At 61.9% G+C, this 16,866-nt stretch carries 16 protein-coding genes and 1 tRNA gene; 7 read left to right on the forward strand and 10 right to left on the reverse strand.

Annotated features, from left to right (window positions below):
• Window positions 1-17: 17 nt before the first annotated feature.
• The gene (locus CVE41_RS12545; RefSeq protein ID WP_100260961.1) at window positions 18-1,223 is read left to right on the forward strand and encodes a trans-sulfuration enzyme family protein; all 1,206 of its coding nucleotides are present in this window, start codon (window positions 18-20) and stop codon (window positions 1,221-1,223) included.
• Window positions 1,220-1,831, forward strand: a complete 612-nt coding sequence (locus tag CVE41_RS12550; RefSeq protein WP_100260962.1) for a 2-hydroxychromene-2-carboxylate isomerase — start codon at window positions 1,220-1,222, stop codon at window positions 1,829-1,831. The genes CVE41_RS12545 and CVE41_RS12550 overlap by 4 nt, the downstream gene beginning before the upstream one ends.
• A gap of 4 nt (window positions 1,832-1,835) precedes the next feature.
• Here CVE41_RS12550 and CVE41_RS12555 read toward each other — a convergent pair whose 3' ends face one another.
• Genes CVE41_RS12555 through CVE41_RS12565 form a run of 3 tightly spaced genes read right to left on the reverse strand, consistent with a single transcriptional unit; the run spans window position 1,836 to window position 3,982 of the window.
• The gene (locus CVE41_RS12555) at window positions 1,836-2,237 is read right to left on the reverse strand and encodes a TadE/TadG family type IV pilus assembly protein (protein ID WP_100260963.1); all 402 of its coding nucleotides are present in this window, start codon (window positions 2,235-2,237) and stop codon (window positions 1,836-1,838) included.
• Complete coding sequence (locus tag CVE41_RS12560; protein ID WP_100260964.1) at window positions 2,234-2,713, reverse strand: TadE/TadG family type IV pilus assembly protein; 480 nt, start codon at window positions 2,711-2,713, stop codon at window positions 2,234-2,236. Before CVE41_RS12560 ends, CVE41_RS12555 begins: the two co-directional genes overlap by 4 nt.
• A 3-nt stretch (window positions 2,714-2,716) precedes the next feature.
• Window positions 2,717-3,982: a TadE/TadG family type IV pilus assembly protein gene (locus CVE41_RS12565; RefSeq protein ID WP_100260965.1), complete on the reverse strand. Its 1,266-nt coding sequence runs from the start codon at window positions 3,980-3,982 to the stop codon at window positions 2,717-2,719.
• 241 nt (window positions 3,983-4,223) lie between these two features.
• On the opposite strand from CVE41_RS12565, the gene apaG reads away from it, so the two are divergent.
• On the forward strand, window positions 4,224-4,622 hold the full coding sequence (apaG, locus tag CVE41_RS12570) for a Co2+/Mg2+ efflux protein ApaG (RefSeq protein WP_100261522.1): 399 nt from the start codon (window positions 4,224-4,226) through the stop codon (window positions 4,620-4,622).
• Window positions 4,623-4,625: 3 nt separating this feature from the next.
• Here the strand turns inward: apaG and CVE41_RS12575 are convergent, their stop codons facing one another.
• From CVE41_RS12575 to argJ, 4 genes are all read right to left on the reverse strand, one after another.
• Window positions 4,626-6,164: a Ppx/GppA phosphatase family protein gene (locus tag CVE41_RS12575; protein WP_100260966.1), complete on the reverse strand. Its 1,539-nt coding sequence runs from the start codon at window positions 6,162-6,164 to the stop codon at window positions 4,626-4,628.
• Window positions 6,161-8,347 (reverse strand): RNA degradosome polyphosphate kinase, encoded by a 2,187-nt coding sequence (locus CVE41_RS12580; RefSeq protein ID WP_100260967.1) that lies wholly within the window; start codon window positions 8,345-8,347, stop codon window positions 6,161-6,163. Before CVE41_RS12580 ends, CVE41_RS12575 begins: the two co-directional genes overlap by 4 nt.
• Before the next feature lie 100 nt (window positions 8,348-8,447).
• Window positions 8,448-9,212, reverse strand: coding sequence for an inositol monophosphatase family protein (locus CVE41_RS12585; protein WP_100260968.1), 765 nt, complete (start codon window positions 9,210-9,212; stop codon window positions 8,448-8,450).
• 29 nt (window positions 9,213-9,241) lie between these two features.
• The gene (argJ, locus tag CVE41_RS12590) at window positions 9,242-10,468 is read right to left on the reverse strand and encodes a bifunctional glutamate N-acetyltransferase/amino-acid acetyltransferase ArgJ (protein WP_100260969.1); all 1,227 of its coding nucleotides are present in this window, start codon (window positions 10,466-10,468) and stop codon (window positions 9,242-9,244) included.
• Between the two features lie 113 nt (window positions 10,469-10,581).
• Between argJ and CVE41_RS12595 the strand changes: the two genes are divergently transcribed.
• The 3 genes from CVE41_RS12595 to secA all read left to right on the forward strand — a co-directional run bounded on the left by CVE41_RS12595 (window position 10,582) and on the right by secA (window position 14,449).
• On the forward strand, window positions 10,582-11,202 hold the full coding sequence (locus tag CVE41_RS12595) for an energy transducer TonB (protein ID WP_100260970.1): 621 nt from the start codon (window positions 10,582-10,584) through the stop codon (window positions 11,200-11,202).
• A 104-nt stretch (window positions 11,203-11,306) separates the two neighbouring features.
• Window positions 11,307-11,576 (forward strand): hypothetical protein, encoded by a 270-nt coding sequence (locus CVE41_RS12600; protein ID WP_100260971.1) that lies wholly within the window; start codon window positions 11,307-11,309, stop codon window positions 11,574-11,576.
• A 110-nt stretch (window positions 11,577-11,686) separates the two neighbouring features.
• Window positions 11,687-14,449 (forward strand): preprotein translocase subunit SecA, encoded by a 2,763-nt coding sequence (secA, locus tag CVE41_RS12605; protein WP_100260972.1) that lies wholly within the window; start codon window positions 11,687-11,689, stop codon window positions 14,447-14,449.
• 19 nt (window positions 14,450-14,468) lie between these two features.
• On the opposite strand, the gene CVE41_RS12610 is transcribed toward secA, so the two are convergent.
• Complete coding sequence (locus CVE41_RS12610; protein WP_100260973.1) at window positions 14,469-15,083, reverse strand: GNAT family N-acetyltransferase; 615 nt, start codon at window positions 15,081-15,083, stop codon at window positions 14,469-14,471.
• A 60-nt stretch (window positions 15,084-15,143) separates the two neighbouring features.
• On the opposite strand from CVE41_RS12610, the gene CVE41_RS12615 reads away from it, so the two are divergent.
• The gene (locus tag CVE41_RS12615; protein ID WP_100260974.1) at window positions 15,144-15,881 is read left to right on the forward strand and encodes a sulfite exporter TauE/SafE family protein; all 738 of its coding nucleotides are present in this window, start codon (window positions 15,144-15,146) and stop codon (window positions 15,879-15,881) included.
• An 8-nt stretch (window positions 15,882-15,889) separates the two neighbouring features.
• Here the strand turns inward: CVE41_RS12615 and CVE41_RS12620 are convergent.
• Both CVE41_RS12620 and CVE41_RS12625 read right to left on the reverse strand, forming a co-directional pair.
• Window positions 15,890-15,964: transfer RNA gene (locus CVE41_RS12620), tRNA-Asn, on the reverse strand.
• A 98-nt stretch (window positions 15,965-16,062) separates the two neighbouring features.
• Window positions 16,063-16,845, reverse strand: a complete 783-nt coding sequence (locus CVE41_RS12625) for an NAD kinase (RefSeq protein WP_100260975.1) — start codon at window positions 16,843-16,845, stop codon at window positions 16,063-16,065.
• Window positions 16,846-16,866 lie beyond the last annotated feature (21 nt).

A 16,866-nucleotide genomic window follows, 5' to 3' on the forward strand; every position in this document is an offset into this window, starting at 1 on the left:
GTGCTATCCCGCGAGCGATGAAAAAGACCACTGGCACAGACCGCTCGATCACTTCCCACTGGCGTCCGGCCACCCAGGCTGTGCGCGGCGGCACCTGGCGAAGCGAACATGGCGAGACGAGCGAGGCGCTGTTCCTGACCTCCGGCTACACCTACGACAATGCGCAGACCGTAGCCGATCGTTTCGCGGGCGAGGCGGAGGGGATGACCTATTCCCGCCTGCAGAACCCGACCGTTGCAATGCTGGAAGAACGCATCGCCTTGATGGAGGGGGCCGAGGCTTGCCGCGCCCAGGCAAGCGGGATGGCCGCCATGACGACTGCACTGCTGTGCCAGGTTTCCGCCGGCGACCATGTCGTCGGTGCGCGTGCGGCGTTCGGTTCGTGCCGCTGGCTGCTCGACCACCTTCTCCCGCGCTTCGGGATCGAAACCACCGTGGTCGACAGTGCGGATGACGATGCGTGGGAGGCGGCAATTCGGCCGAATACGAAGGTATTCTTCTTCGAGACGCCAGCGAACCCCACGCTCGACGTGGTCGATCTTGCCCATGTCTGCGAGGTTGCCCGGGCGCATGGCATCACGACGGTCGTCGACAACGCCTTTGCCACGAGCGTGCTTCAACGACCGATGGACTTCGGCGCGGATGTGGTGGCTTACAGCGCGACGAAGCTGATGGATGGACAGGGCAGGGTGCTTGCAGGGGCTGTTTGCGGTTCGCAGGAGTGGATCGACGAAGTGCTGCTGCCATTCCAGCGCAACACCGGGCCCAATTGCGCACCGTTCAATGCCTGGGTCGTCCTGAAGGGGCTGGAGACGCTCAGTCTGCGGGCCCATCGGCAAAGCGAAAACGCCGTCGAGCTTGGCAAGTCCATCGAAGCGCGCGTGCCCAAGATGTTGCATCCCGGGCTGCCCAGTCACCCCCGCCACGAACTGGCGATGCGTCAGATGAGCGCGACCGGCCCGATTTTCGCATTCGATGTCGGTGACCGGACGACGGCGTTCGCCATCCTCGATGCCCTCCGACTGGTCGATATCTCCAACAATATCGGCGATGCCCGCAGCCTTATGTGTCACCCGGCCAGTACGACCCACGCTGGCATGTCTCAGGACGCGCGCGACGAGATGGGCGTGACCGAAGGGTTGCTGCGCATCAATGTCGGCCTGGAAGACGTCGAGGATATCAAGGAAGATTTCGACCAGGCGCTGAAGGCTGCCGGGCTATGAGCAAGACCGTAGAATTCATCCTCGATCTGGGGGCGCCGAATGGATACCTCGCCTGGTATCCACTGAAGGAGCTCGTCTCCCGAACCGGCGCTACCCTGCAAGTCACCCCGGTTTTCCTCGGCGGGATGCACAAGCTGACGGGGAATTCACCGCCGATGATGCGCGATGCGAATGTGAAGGGGAAAGTCCCTTACGCAGCGCTCGAATTTCAGCGCTTTATCGACCGGCATGGGCTGACGGGCTTTCGGATGCACCCCGACCTGCCGTTCAACACCATCCTGCTTCAGCGTATATTGGTGGCGGCCTCGAACCAGGAGGAGATGCAGGGACTGGTCGACCTGTTCCAGCCGGCTGTTTGGGAACGGAACATCGATTGCAGCGACGTAGAGGTAGTGGGCAGCGTGCTGGAAGAGGGCGGCTTCGATGCCGGCCGTTTCCTGCAGGCGGCGCAGGACCCAGAAGTAAAGCGGCAGCTGGTGGACAATACCCAGTCCGCGGTGGATCGCGGCGCGTTCGGCATACCGACCTTCTTCATCGGGGATGAAATGTGGTTCGGCAAGGAACGCCTCGAGCAGATCGAGGAATATCTGAAGGGCGGGAAACCCTGACCGGTCAGGTCGGAAGGTAGATCGACTTCGTCTGCGTCAGCGTGATCGGTGGCAGCGGGGCGAAAGGTATGATCGGCTGGATAACGATCGACATGGTCATCGTGCCGGTTTCCGTATTGTTCGCAGTGCCACGATTGAACGTGAGCGTCTGAACGGCATTCGGGGCCACCCCGACGAGCGACTGGCGCGTTACTGAGATCACGTCCGCATCGCTCGCAGTGCGTTCCACCTTGGCATAGCGAAGGCCTTCACCCATCGCATTGCGCATCGAACCGTTGGCGTTGAAGACAAGGCCGAAGTTGAGGATGCCGATCATAAGGGCGATCAGCACCGGCAATGCGATGGCGAACTCCACCCCGAAAGAGCCGGCGTCATCGCGGCGAAGGTGCTGGGCGAGAGTCTTCATTGGAGCCTCACGATGCTGTCACCGGTCACCGTTGTGCCTTCGTAGGCAGCGACCTCGCCCGTGAACATCCCGGCCAGGCCGCGCCAGTTGAACCCGGTGGCGACCGGCTCGATAATTGAAACGCTGACGAAGCGCTTCGGTACTTCGCCTGCCGCGCAGGTATCGTTGAAACTGCTCATGACCGTGCCGTTGCATTCCAGAATGTAGGTCACGGTGACATCGCTCGCAGGCCGACCGCTGGCTGCCATGGCTTCGGCGACGAGGTAGCTGGTGTCGGTGCTCGTCGGGCGCTTGGCCAAGGCGAGATCGGTGGTGCGCTGCGCTGCCTGTTCCAGGTCGATGCGCGAGGCCACGATGATCGACAGGTCGGTCATGCCAAGGAACATGAGTGCGAGCAGCGGAGCGGTCAGGGCCAACTCGACGAAGCCGACACCTGAAATGTCGTCGCGAAGCTTGCGGAAGAAATGGAACAGCATGGCTTACTCCACTACCCGGATGGTGAATGCAGGGGTGTTCATGGCGGTGAGATCGGGATCGCAATTGTTGTCGATATTGTTCGCGCCGCCGAAGTTGATCCGATTTGTCACGATCAGCAGGCACTGGGCCGTCTGCGCGGAATCCCCGTTGTAGGTGAGGTCGCTGGTGGGGAAATAGATCGCCCCGTGAAGGTTGATGTTCGACCCGCCGTTGATCGTGTTGCTGAGGTCGGAAGAAATTCGGTCCTGGTAGAACAGGATGCCGCCCCACAGCGGATCCTCGGACATCGTCTGGGCCTTGAGGTCGATATCGGCACTACCGTTGATCGACAGGGTCGCGACCGTGTTTGCGCTGTTGCCGGTCAGAACGAAGGTGACGCCGCCCGTGGTGCCCGGCGCCATGCGCAGCTGCGCACCAGAGTTGATGGTGAAGGTCCCACCGTGGATCACGTAGACACCGGGGTTAAAATAAGCCGTACCCTGGATGCGCAGGCCGTTGTTGTAACGGCATGGATTCAGCGTTGTCGTATCGCTCGGGCGGACGCGGAAATTGTTTTGCGGACAGTCGTTGTGCCACGTGAGGTTGCGGTCGGCGAGCGGATCTTCCACCGGCAGGCCATAGGAGACCAGCGCCGTGTCCGAAGGTATGTTGCTGCTGCCGTAGTCGATACCGCCGACACTGAGCACGAGATTGGTGTCCAAGTAACTCGAACCGCCAAGGTCGACCGAAACGCCTCCTGGAGAGTTCGAAGAAACCGGGCAGCCGAGGTTGACCTGTGCATTACCGAACACCTCGATCCCGGTGCCGTCCGTTGCAAGGGCACGAACGCAAGGATTGCCCGTCGCCACCGCTGTTGCGACCGCGCGGGTCCGGATGGTCGGCGGGGTGTCGAGGAAGATGGATGAGAACGCCAGAACCTGGCTGGTCGTGGCTACGACTTCGATAGCGCCGTTGTCACCCGTCCATGCGCCGGAGGTGGGCGGGGTAGATACCAGTTCGATCGTATGCGCTGTGTTGGCGGTACGCCCGACTTCGCTCGTTACAGCGGAATTGTGATCCCGGCCGAACGACATGGCGAGCGCGCCGGCGACCGCGCCTGTGTCGACCGCCTGCTGCATCTGGCGCTTCCATAGATACCACTGGACGGTGTCGACGCTGATCCCGGCCGCGCCGATGAGGGCCGTGGTTCCGGCTCCTGCCATGAGCAGGATATTGCCCGAGACGTCTTTTCTCAGGCGCTTCAGAAATGTCCCGATACGGCTACGCATCCCTGTTTCCCCCGGTGGTCGAATTCGTCAGCCTCCCTGATAAAACAGACCTTGCTAAGAGTTTGTCGCGAACCGCGGTAAATCGATGTTAACCATAGGGTCTTCCGAAAACGACCCGGCAGTCGTCCGCGATAGTTTTTCAGCCGTGGAGACCTTCCGGATCAAAAAATGGCGGATAAATGCCGTTTTGACGCCTTCCAAACCTTGTCCATCGCGCCACAATTCCTAGATTGTCACTGTGATCAAGGAGCTATTTCAACACGCCGCCACGACCGACGGGATCACCGTCAGGGTCGCCGTGAATTTCCTTCCGGAACAGTCCCAACCCGATGCGGACAAATGGTTCTGGGTCTATCACATCCGGATCGAGAACGGATCGCACGAAACCGTCCAGCTGAAGACCCGTCACTGGCGGATTACCGATGCGCGCGGAATGGTCGCGCATGTCGATGGCGAAGGTGTCGTTGGCGAACAGCCCTCGCTCGCGCCGGGGGCAAGTCACGATTATGTTTCGGGATGCCCGCTGGAAACCGCTTTCGGGTCGATGGAAGGGTTCTACACTTTCCACCGCGAAGACGGCTCGCCATTCGAGGTTCGCATTCCCTTCTTCCCGCTCGCCGCGCCTGCGACAGCGAACTAGGGCCTACTCTTCTTCATCTTCTTCCTCGAGATCGTTCTCGAAGTGGAAATCGCCCGTCTTGATCTTGGGCTTGCGGTCCAGCCATTCGGCCAGGATTTCGAAGTCCTTGGTCAGCGGCCATGTGGCCAGCGCTGCGCGGCTGTTGTCGAGATAGAGTACGAGGGATTTCCTCTTCAGCCTTAGGCGGCTCGAGGCGAGCGCGGTGCGCGCTCCGGCACCGAGCCTGCGGGCCAGCCTGAACCCCAGACCCCAGGTAACGCCTTCGCGTAGGTCTTCGTCGCTTGCCAGAACCCGCAATTTTTCGGGAAGGGCTGTGCGGCCGAGGCTGCCGAACAATGCTGCACAGATCATCGCCCGATCGCGCGCGTCGCAATCGATCCAGCGCTTGTCCAATGCCCATTCGGTGGCGTGGTTGACCCGCATATTCGGCTCCACACGCTGGAGCGCGAGGGCAAGTTGTGCAGCGGCAAGCCGGATCCGTTCGTTCCGTTTCCCCGCGCCATTGGCGAGGTCGACAGTCCATCCCACGATGCGGGTAGCGTCGACGATCGGCGCATCGCGTGGCTCTGCGAAGGCGTGAACGCCCGCGAGCAAGGGGTCGAGCGAACGGGTAATGTCGGACAGCTGGCTGAACAGCAGACCTTCACGAATACCCCAGCTGGAAAAAACGAGCTGCTCCGGCTTCAATTCGGCCAGCAGCGGTTGGAGGAGTGCAGCAGCATCCGGAAGATAGTTTGCGCGCATGTCCGAGATTCCGGAAATCTGCACCAATTCGTCGGGATCGGCATCGACGAGATCGGCAGCCAGTTTCCTTGCGTCTTCAACCGAGAGGCAAAATCCATGCGGATCGGTCAGCGGATAATCGCTGTCGCGCATGGCGTAGTGAGCCAGCGCACGCCAAGTGCCGCCGATCATGTATAGCGGCCCGCCGTGGTTCGACGCCCAGCCCACTTGCGAAAGCGCTTCATGCACCGTCGCGCCGAAGTCATCCGCGGCGGCGCGCTGTGCCGGCAGGCGCAGGGTTCCGAAGGGCAGGCTGACAGCGTCCTTGCACTCGCCATCACCGATCGACACCAGTTCGAGACTTCCACCGCCAAGGTCCGCGACCATGCCGTGAGTGCCGGGAAAGGCCCCAATCGCGCCGAACGCCGATGCGCAGGCCTCTTCTTCGCCGGTCAGGAGGCGAGGCGACAGGCCAAGCGCTTCGACGCGCGACAGGAATTCCGCGCCGTTTTTCGCATCGCGTGCGGCAGCGGTGGCTACGGTTTGGACATTGTCGATGCCGCGGTCCCGGATGATGAGCGCGTAGCGTTCGAGAGCGGCCAGCGCCTCGTCCATGGCTTCGTCGGGAATGCGGCCCGTTTCCGATAGATCGCGACCCAGCCGTGCAGCGACCTTTTCGTTCCAAACTGTCTCCGGGGCACGTGCGGTGCCTTCGTAAAGGACGAGGCGTACGGTGTTCGACCCGATATCGATCACGGCGCGGGGCGGATGGAGGAGGCGCCGCTGCCACTTGGCGCCGCTTGTCTTCACTGAAGTCATTTGCGCGCTCCGGTAAGGGTCAATCGGGGAACCTCATGGCTTTGCAGAGCCGATCCACGACCTGACAGCGAAGGGTTAGACATGAAGTATTCGTGGCAGTTGAACCCGTCCTCGCCCTTGCGCATCCGCTCATACTGGCCATTGGAATCGAGGCTCCAGCCCTGCTCGGTGTCGAGGATGTTGGCGAGCATCACCTGGCCGAGAAGCTGGTCGTGCACCGTCTTGTTGGTGACCGGTACCAGGACTTCCACGCGGCGATCGAGATTGCGGCTCATTGCATCGGCGCTTGTCAGGTACACCTTCGCCTGGCGGCTTGGCAGTTCCTTGCCGTTTGCGAAGGCCCACAGGCGACCATGTTCCAGGAAGCGCCCGATAATCGATTTCACACTGATGTTCTCGCTCATGCCCGGAATGCCCGGGCGTAGCGAGCAGATCCCGCGCACGACCATGCGGATTTCCACGCCAGCCTGGCTCGCTTCGTAGAGCTTGTCGATCAGTTCGCGATTGGTGATCGAATTCATCTTCACCCAGATGCCGGAAGGCTTGCCCGCCCTGGCGTTGGCGATTTCGACGTCGATCAGATCATACAGCTTCTGGCGCATCCCGATGGGGGAAACGGCGATCTTCTCCAGGCGGTCGGGCTCGATGTATCCGGTGATGAAATTGAACATCTTGGCGGCATCGCGGCCCAGGGCAGCGTCAGCGGTGAAGTAGCTCAAATCGGTGTAGATGCGCGCATTGACCGGGTGGTAGTTACCGGTTCCGAAATGGCAGTAGGTGCGGTAGCCGTCCTCTTCGCGGCGGACGACAAGGCTGACCTTGGCGTGGGTCTTCCATTCGGTGAAGCCGTAGATGACCTGGACGCCGGCACGCTCCAGCTCGTTGGCCCAGCGCAGGTTACGCTCTTCGTCAAAACGCGCCTTTAATTCGACCACCGCAGTCACCGCCTTGCCGTTCTGCGCAGCCTCGACGAGGGCGGCGATCACGGGCGACTGGTCGCCAGCGCGGTAAAGCGTCTGCTTGATCGAGACGACGCTTGGATCGACCGCGGCCTGGTGCAGGAAATCGACCACCACTTCGAAGCTTTCATAGGGGTGGTGGATGACGATGTCCTTTTCCCGGATTGCGGAGAAGCAATCGCCATCATGGGCCAGAACGCGTTCGGGATAGCGCGGGGAGAAGGGTGTGAACTTGAGGTCGGGGCGCGGCTCGTTGCAGATCGACGACAGGTCGTGAAGCCCCAGCATGCCTCCGGTTTTCACGATCATCGCGGCATCGACATCGAAGTGCTCACGCAAGAGCGCTTCGGCGGAAGCGTCGCACTCGTCGTCGAGTTCCAGCATGACTGCGCGGCCACGGCGTCGCCGCTGGATGGCGGTGCGGAAATAGCGAACGAGGTCTTCCGCCTCGTCCTCGACCTCGATATCGCTGTCGCGAAGAACGCGGAAAACGCCGTCGCCGAGGATTTTGAAACCCGGGAAAAGCTGGTCCGCGAACTGGGTCACCAATTGCTCGATCGCGACGTAGATCGCCAGTTCACCCGGAACGCGGACGAACCGCGGAACGCCCGACGGGATCAGCACCATTTCGACCAGCTCGCCCTTGCGCTTGCCGCGCTTGAGGCGGAACAGCACGCCCATCCCGCCGCTCGCCACAAAGGGGAAGGGGTGTGACGGGTCGATCGCCTGCGGGGTGATCAGCGGCAGGATGTCGGTAGTGAAATAATCCTTGAGGTAAGTTTGCGCCTTGCGGTCCAACTGGTTGACCGTCGCGATCAAGATGCCTTCGCTAGCCAGCAGGTCCCGCAGGACTTCAAGGCTTTCCTGCTGGCGATCTTCCAGCCCCAGGACCTGTTCGCGGATCGCATCGAGCTGTTGCCGTGGACTGAGACCGTCGATCCCCGTGGTTTCGATACCGCGCTGGACCTGACCTTCGAGGCCGGCGATCCTGACCGTCGTGAATTCGTCCAGATTGCTGCTGGAAATCGACAGGAAACGCAGGCGTTCGAGGAGGGGATATCGCTCGTTCTCGCTTTCCGCGAGGACTCGACGGTTGAAGCTGAGCCAGGACAGTTCGCGATTGGTGTAGCGCTCCTCCGCCGCTTGCGGCGCAACGGGCGCATCCACGCCTGCATCGTTCGTTTCGGCGTCATCGCCGGAACCGGGAGCATTGCCTAAGGTCACGAATATTCCTTCGATAGCTGCCTTGCGAATGTAGGATGAAGGTGCGCTATTTGAAACCCGTCCTTGAAGTCACCGATTGTCGGGGACGGTCAGATCACCGTCACATTTCGGCATAGAGCGTCGCCAGATCGTCCCACAGACCGGGGCTCGATGCGCCGATGAGCCCCGTGCGACCATGTTCGTCCACCCGATAGGCCGACCCGTCCGGCCGGGCGACTTTGCCGCCGGCCTCCTCCAGCCATAGCGCACCCGCTGCATGATCCCATGCGAGCGTCCGTTCGAAGATCGAGACGTCGTTCTCGCCCAGAGCGAGGCGAGGGTATTGCTCGGCCGCGCAGTAGGGGATGTCGACGAGTTCGTAGTTCGGCTCGATATGGCGCTTCGTCGCTTCGCGGCGCGCATCGTCCATGTAGACGAGCGATATTGCTGCAACTGGCGGTGTGCGGCCCGACGGCCTCGCCGTGACCTTTTCGCCATTCACGAAAGCGCCTGTGCCGCGGTGGGCAGCGCAGAAGCGACCGGTCAGGCAATCGTAAATCCATCCCGATTGGGTGAAGCCGCCGCTAGCCCGTGCGATAAGCATTCCGAAAGGGGCATGACCGGCAGCGAAATTGCGCGTCCCGTCCACCGGATCGACGATCCAGCAATCGTCGCTCAACCGGTCGAGCGTTGCCGGATCATCGTGCGCTGCCTCCTCTCCGACGAAGGCAAGGCCGGGTTCAAGGGCGTAGAGAGCTTCGCGAAGCCGCTTTTCGGCATCACGGTCGGCGATGGTCACCGGATCGTTGCCGCCCTTGTCCTCGACATCGCCGGAGGTCAGGTTGCGGAAGCGCGGCAGGATCGCCGCGTCGGTTACGCGCTCCATCAAAGACCTGATCTGGCGGTCTAGCGCATTCAAGAGCGGTAATCCGCGTTGATCGAGATGTAGCCATGCGTCAGATCGCAGGTCCACACGGTGGCCTTGCCATCACCCATGCCAAGGTCGACATCCATCCGTACTTCTTGGCCCTCGAGGTGTTTTGCGACGGGCGCCTCGTCGTAGTCCGCCAGGGGTTGCCCATCTCTGGCCGCCCACACGCCGCCGAACCCGATGGACAGGCGGTCCCTGTCGGCCGGCTCCCCGGCCTTGCCGACCGCCATCACGACCCGGCCCCAATTGGCATCCCCTCCTGCAATCGCGGTCTTCACCAGCGGCGAATTGGCGATGGAAAGGGCGACCCGGCGAGCGCTGTCGTCGCTGACTGCTCCGGTGACGGCAATTTCGATAAGCTTCTGCGCCCCTTCACCATCGCGCACGACGAATTGCGCTAGCTCGCGGCAAACGGAAAGCAGGGCGGCGTAGAACGCATCTGCACCCGCATCGTCCCAGGACGCCAGTTCGGCGTTGCCGGCCTTGCCCGTTGCGAAGGCAAGGACCGTGTCGCTGGTGGAAGTGTCACCATCGACAGTGATGCACGAGAACGTCTCCGCATTGGCCCTGGAAAGCATTTCCTGAAGGAAAGCGGGGGCGACAGCTGCATCGGTGAAAATGTATCCGAGCATGGTGGCCATGTCGGGCGCAATCATGCCGCTGCCCTTGATGATGCCGCACATCTCGACGCGGGTTTCCCCGAGCATTGCCGCTGCGTGAGCGCCCTTTGTGAAAGTGTCCGTCGTGCTGATCGCCTGCGCTGCCTCTTCCCAGCTACAGGGCGGGGCCTCAAGAACCGCGGCGATGCCTTTGCGGGCCTTGTCCTTCGGCAAGGGAACACCGATGACGCCGGTCGAGGAAACCAGCACTTCGCTGGGTTTGCAATCGAGGGCCTCGGCGACCTGCGCCATGATCTGTTCGACGGCCTCACGCCCGCGGATACCGGTAAAGGCGTTGGAATTGCCCGCATTGACCACAAGTGCGCGCGCCTGTCCGAGCTTTACCTGCTCGCGCCCCAGTTCGACTTCGCTCGACGCGCAGGCGCTGCTGGTGAAGACGCCTGCGATGCTTGTGCCCGGCGATAGCTTGGCGAAGGTAAGGTCGGCCCTGTCCCAATTCTTGTAGCGTGCGCGGGCCACGCGCAGCTCGGCACCGGCAATCGGCGGCATGTCGGGAAAGGGCCGGGCGAGCGGGGAAGGGGTTAAATCCATGGCTTGTGGCTTATTCGCATGACGGGTTGCGTCAAGCCGTATCGCGCGATACCTCGCCCAATGTATTTGCGGCGGTGAGTTCTTATCGATTGGCAGATACGGAAGGGGTCGCAATGTATAAATTCATCACGCTTCTGGCTGTAACAGTATCCGCACCCGCGGTGGCGCAAGAAAGCGATACAGTCCGGCCGGTCCGGATACTGCCGATAGAGCCTGCGGAAAAGGCGCAGCCGACCGAAAATCCAGCCACCTGGGTGACGACCGCCGATTACCCCAACTGGGCGGCACGAAGCGGTACGCAGGGCAGGGTGGTGACGGAACTGGTGATCGAAAAGTCCGGGCGGGTCAGCGCCTGTCGCATCATCGTCAGCAGCGACATTCCCGATCTTGATCGCACCGCTTGCGAGAAGCTGAGGCAGCGCGCACGGTTCAAACCTGCTCGCGACGAGAAGGGCATCCCGATCGCCTCGCGATACGAACAGTCGGTTCGCTTCGTCCTGCCGGGCGCGACAAGTCTGCCCAAAGAACGCCGCGTGATCCTCGAATACCTCGTCGATCGCGATGGGTCGGTAAAGGAGTGCCAAGTCGAAGGCCTGCCGGACGACGAGTCTGTTGATCCCTGCGACGTCGCGCCCACTTTCGAGCCGCCAAGGGCCGATGACGGAACACTCGAACAGCGCCGGTATCGGCTGACTCATGTAATCGAACGGCTGCCGCTAAGCGACGACGACTGATGGCAGTTCAACTTGTATTCACCAAATACTGGCAAGCATCGAATTAGGGAAAACAGGGAGTCGGGGTGGACGCCATGCATATTACGCATTACCTAGGGCGGACGATGACCAGACGTCTTCTTGCCTTCCTTGCGCTTCTCACCGGCCTTGCGGCCATGGGTGCGCCCGTACAGGCGGCATTCGATGGCACGACGCGGATCGGTGTGGAACAGCGCGCCGACCAGGACGATGCGAAGGACGCGCAGTCCCCCTGCTCGGAAAAGCAGCGCAAACAGAAATCCCGGACCGACAAGCTGGCTCCCTGCAAGGAACAGCAACCGGTCACGATCTATATTCCCACGGTGATGTTCGGCGCTGACCGCGCTTACGAATAACTCCTGACAATTAGATCCGGTTTTATGCCCGGCACCCAACGATGGTGCGCGGGCATTTTCTCTTAATTCGCCAGCATTCCAGCTCGCTCATTCGAGGCCTGCGCCCCACCATGTTCAAGATTCTCGCCAAATCCCTCTTCGGTTCGTCCAACGAACGCTACGTCAAGTCGATCGGCAAGATCGTTAATGAAATCAATGCGCTGGAGCCTCAGCTTCAGGAGCTTTCCGACGACGAACTGCGTGCCCAGACGGACAAGTTCCGCGCCCAGCTGGAAGACGGCAAGACGCTGGACGACATCCTCCCCGAAGCCTTCGCGACCGTGCGCGAGGCCTCGGTTCGCGTCCTCGGCATGCGCCACTTCGACGTGCAGATGGTCGGCGGCATCGTGCTCCACCGCGGCGAAATCGCGGAAATGCGGACCGGTGAAGGTAAGACGCTGGTCGCCACGCTTGCCACCTATCTCAACGCGATCGAGGGCAAGGGCGTCCACGTTGTCACCGTCAACGATTACCTCGCCCGCCGCGACGCGGAATGGATGGGCCGCTTGCACCAGTTCCTCGGCCTGACCATCGGCGTGATCGTGCCGAACCTCAACGAGATGGAGCGCCGCGACGCCTATGGCGCGGACATTACCTACGGTACGAACAACGAATTTGGGTTCGATTACCTGCGCGACAACATGAAGCACGAGCGCGGCCAGATGGTGCAGCGCCCCTTCAATTTCGCCGTAATCGACGAGGTCGATTCCATCCTGATCGACGAGGCGCGAACGCCGCTGATCATTTCGGGTCCGACGGAGGACAAGTCCGATCTCTACGTCTCCATCGACGCCATCGTGAAGGATCTCGATCCCGAATGGTACGACGCGGACGAGAAGACGAAGAACATTACCTGGACCGAAGAGGGCACCGACGCGATCGAGGAGAAGCTCAAGGAAACCGGCCTCCTAGAAACCGACAACCTCTACGACGTCGAGAACACGCAGGTCGTGCACCACCTCGACCAGGCGCTCAAAGCGAACATCATGTTCAAGAAGGACACGGATTACATCGTGAAGGACGAGAAAGTCGTCATCATCGATGAATTTACCGGCCGCATGATGGACGGGCGCCGCTGGTCGAACGGCCTTCACCAGGCGGTGGAAGCCAAGGAAGGCGTCAAGATCGAGCCGGAGAACCAGACGCTCGCCTCGATCACCTTCCAGAACTACTTTCGCATGTATCCCAAGCTGTCGGGCATGACCGGTACGGCCGCCACCGAAGCGGCGGAATTCTGGGACATCTACAAGATGAACGTGGTCGAGATCCCGACCAACGTACCCGTCCAGCGCATCGACGAGGACGACGAGTTCTACAAGAACACGCTCGACAAGTTCGCCGCGATTGCAAAGGCTATCCGCGAAAAGAACGAGATTGGCCAGCCGGTACTCGTCGGTACGGTCTCGATCGAGAAATCGGAATTGCTCAGCCAATTCCTCGAGAAGGAAGGCGTCGTTCACGAAGTCCTCAACGCCCGCCAGCACGAGCGTGAGGCGCACATCGTCGCGCAGGCCGGTCGTCCCGGCGCCGTGACCATCGCCACCAACATGGCTGGCCGCGGGACCGACATCCAGCTCGGCGGTAACGTCGAGTTCCGGGTTGAGGAAGAGCTCGCCGACATGCCGGAAGGCCCCGAGCGCGACGCCGCGATCGCCAAGATCAAGGAAGAAGTCGCCGCCGAACGCGAGAAAGTCCTCGCATCGGGCGGCCTGTTCGTCCTCGGTACGGAGCGTCACGAAAGCCGCCGTATCGACAACCAGCTGCGCGGCCGTGCCGGTCGTCAGGGCGACCCGGGTCTCAGCCGCTTCTATCTGTGCTTGGAAGACGATCTCCTGCGCATTTTCGGGCCGGACACGCTGTTCGCCCGCATGATGAACTCGAACCTCGAAGATGGCGAGGCGATCGGTTCGAAATGGTTGTCGAAGGCCATCGAGACCGCGCAGAAGAAGGTCGAGGCGCGCAACTACGAAATCCGCAAGCAGGTCGTGCAGTACGACGACGTCATGAACGACCAGCGCAAGGTCATCTACGAACAACGCGCCGAGATAATGGACAGCGAGGCGGTGGACGATGTCGTCGTCGACATGCGACACGATGCGATCAACGCCATCGTTTCGGAGAACTGCCCGCCCGGATCCTATCCCGAACAGTGGAACGTCGAAGGACTCAAAACGCGTCTCGACGAGGCCTTCGGCATGAGCTTCCCGCTCGAAGACTGGCTCGAAGAAGACCAGATCGAGCCGGAGATCATCGAAGAGCGCATCCTCGCCGAGGCCGACGGCCGCATGGACGCGAAGATCGCCAATGCCGACCCAGGCTTGTGGCGCCGTATCGAGAAGAGCCTGCTGCTGCAGGAACTCGACCACCAGTGGAAAGAACACCTCTCCACCCTCGACGCCCTGCGCCAGGTCGTGTGGCTGCGTGCCCATGCCCAGAAGCAGCCGATCAACGAGTACAAGCAGGAAGCCTTTGCGCTCTTCCAGCGCATGCTCGACAATCTGCGCGAAGACGTAACAGCCAAGCTGCTGCGCATCGAACTGGCAGAGCCCGCTCCGCTACCGGCAGTCGAATTGCCGGAACTGCCCGATTTCCTCACCGGCCATATCGATCCGCTCACCGGGGCCGACAACTCGGCCGATGGCGACGGTTCGGAAAGCCGCGCCGACCTGTTCGGTTCGCTTGCCGGAAGCCCGCGCGCGGCCGCTAGCCCGGGTGGTGCATCCTCGCACGACAATCCCTTCGCAGGCATGGAAATCAGCCGCAACGCGCCGTGTCCCTGCGGTTCGGGCAGCAAGTACAAGCATTGCCACGGTTCGGTCGGGGCGAAAGCCTGATCGCCCTGCCGCCCCGTCGCTATGAGCGGCGGGGCTGGCGGAGCATCGGCACCAGCGGAGGCGCGTCCGGCGTCGGCCTGATCTCGCCAACGGGCTCGAACCCGCACGAGGCATAGAACCCGGTATTCGCCGGGTTCGAATTTTCCAGATAAGCGGGCATCTGCGCACGGTCGCACGCATCCAGCACGGGCTGGATCAGCTTGCGGCCAAGGCCCGTGCCTTGCTTTTCGGGCCTTACGCCGATGCTGAACAGGTATGCATGGGGGAAGGTCGGGTGGCTCTTCTCCATTGCCTCCCCGGTCTTCACTGCACGCGCGATGGCCGCCGGCCCGCTGTAGACCAGCGTCGGCAGCGCGAAGAGGTAATAGTCCAGGCGGGTGAAAAGCGTATCCGTTCCGGGCAGCGCCCACATGCACGCGCCGTCCTCCCCTGCGCGGTAAACGAAGCCCCGGGGCACGTAGATGCGCTTCGCCTGATGGCGGAACAGCGCACGGATGGCCGGATAGCGGCCGAGCATCCAGAGATTGAAGGGGTCGTTGCGGAATGCCTCGGCCGTAATGTCGCCGACGAGGCCGCCTTCTTCTGCCTTGGCGCGCACGAGTCCGTCGCCCAGTTCGATGTCGTCCGCCGTCATTCGATCCCCTTCCTAATTCAAAGGCTAGATGCGAACAGGCACGCGGTCTAGGTGATTGCGATGGTGCCGCTCCTCATCGCGTTTTTTGTCACAGCCTTGCTCTACGCAAGTGTCGGTTTCGGCGGTGGGTCGACTTATAATGCGTTGCTGGCGCTGTCGGGCGTAGATTACCGCATCCTCCCGATGATCGCGCTCGCGTGTAACATCGTGGTAGTCGCTGGAAGTACCATTCGCTTTGGGAGGGCGGGGGTGACGCCGTGGCGTCAGGCTGGTGTGCTCACCGCAATTGCCGCCCCTGCCGCGCTGTTCGGAGGGCTGACCCCGATATCGGAGACGGCGTTCCTGACGCTGCTCGGTGCGGCCCTGCTACTGACCGCGGTGACCATGCTGTTGCCGGTGCGCGACATGGAGCGGCAATCGCGGAATCGCGGGATGTGGGCCTGGCTGTTCGCTGCGCCGCTCGGGTATCTGGCAGGACTTGTTGGGATCGGAGGAGGCATTTTCCTCGCGCCGCTGCTGCACCTGCTGAAATGGAATTCGGCACGCGCCATCGCCGCGACAGCCAGCCTCTTCATCCTTGTGAATTCGCTCTTCGGGCTGGCAGGCCAGATACTGAAGGGGGGCGATGGCAGGTTCGTTGCGGCGCTGGACGTGGGCCTGCCGCTGCTCGTCGCGGTAGCAATAGGCGGGCAGATCGGCAGCCTGCTCGCGCTCAAATACCTTCCCCAGCGCTGGATACGATGGGGCACAGCCGCGCTCACCGCGTGGGTGGGCGCGCGCCTACTCTTTGGATTGTAAGAGAAAAGTGGCTCCCCGAGTTGGATTCGAACCAACGACCAAGTGATTAACAGTCACCTACTCTACCGCTGAGCTATCGGGGAGCAGCCTGTACGGCAGGGGTGCGCCTATATGGGCGGGGATTTGCTTTGGCAAGCGGGGTTTTGCAAAAAATTGCCGGTGCCTTGGCCGGCGCCGCTTTTCAGACCTGGAATTGCTCGGCCACAATGCGTTCGTCGAGCGTGTGGCCAGGATCGAACAGCAGCGTCAGGGTCTTGTCGCGCGCGATCTCCAGCCGGACTTCGGCGACGTCGCGAAGCTCGCGCTGGTCGGCAACGGCGGCAACGGGGCGCTTCTCCGATTCAAGCACGCGGAAGGTGATGCAGCTGCGATCCGGGAGGATCGCGCCCTTCCAGCGGCGCGGACGAAACGCGGAAATCGGGGTGAGGGCGAGGAGCTGCGAATCCAGCGGCAGGATCGGCCCGTCCGCAGACAAATTGTAGGCGGTCGAACCGGCAGGGGTCGAAAGCAGGACACCGTCGCAGACAAGTTCCTTGATCCGCACCTTGCCGTCCACCAGTACCTCGATCTTGGCGGTCTGGCGGGTTTCACGCAGCAGCGACACTTCGTTGATGGCGCAGAACCGTTCCGTCCGCCCGTCCTGCGTTTCCGCCTCCATCGCCAGCGGGCTGATGTTCAGCTCCTTGGCGCGCGCAAGGCGGCTCAGCAGCTTGTCCGGCTGGCGGTTCCGGTTCATCAGGAAACCGACGGTGCCCAGGTTCACGCCATAGGCCGGAATGATCCGCCCTGTATCGAGCATGGAATGCAGGCTCTGGAGCATGAACCCGTCACCGCCAAGGACGACAACCGCGTCCGCCTCTTCGATTGGAACCCAGTCGGCCATGGGGCGGTAGACTTCCGCCGCAGCTTCCTGCGCGCGGTCCGAATCCGATACCAAGAGTGCCAGTCGGTTATAGTCGGCCATTGCCTGTCCCGTTTTCAGCCA

Origin of the sequence: Qipengyuania seohaensis (assembly GCF_002795865.1) — a bacterium.
Classification (GTDB): domain Bacteria; phylum Pseudomonadota; class Alphaproteobacteria; order Sphingomonadales; family Sphingomonadaceae; genus Qipengyuania; species Qipengyuania seohaensis.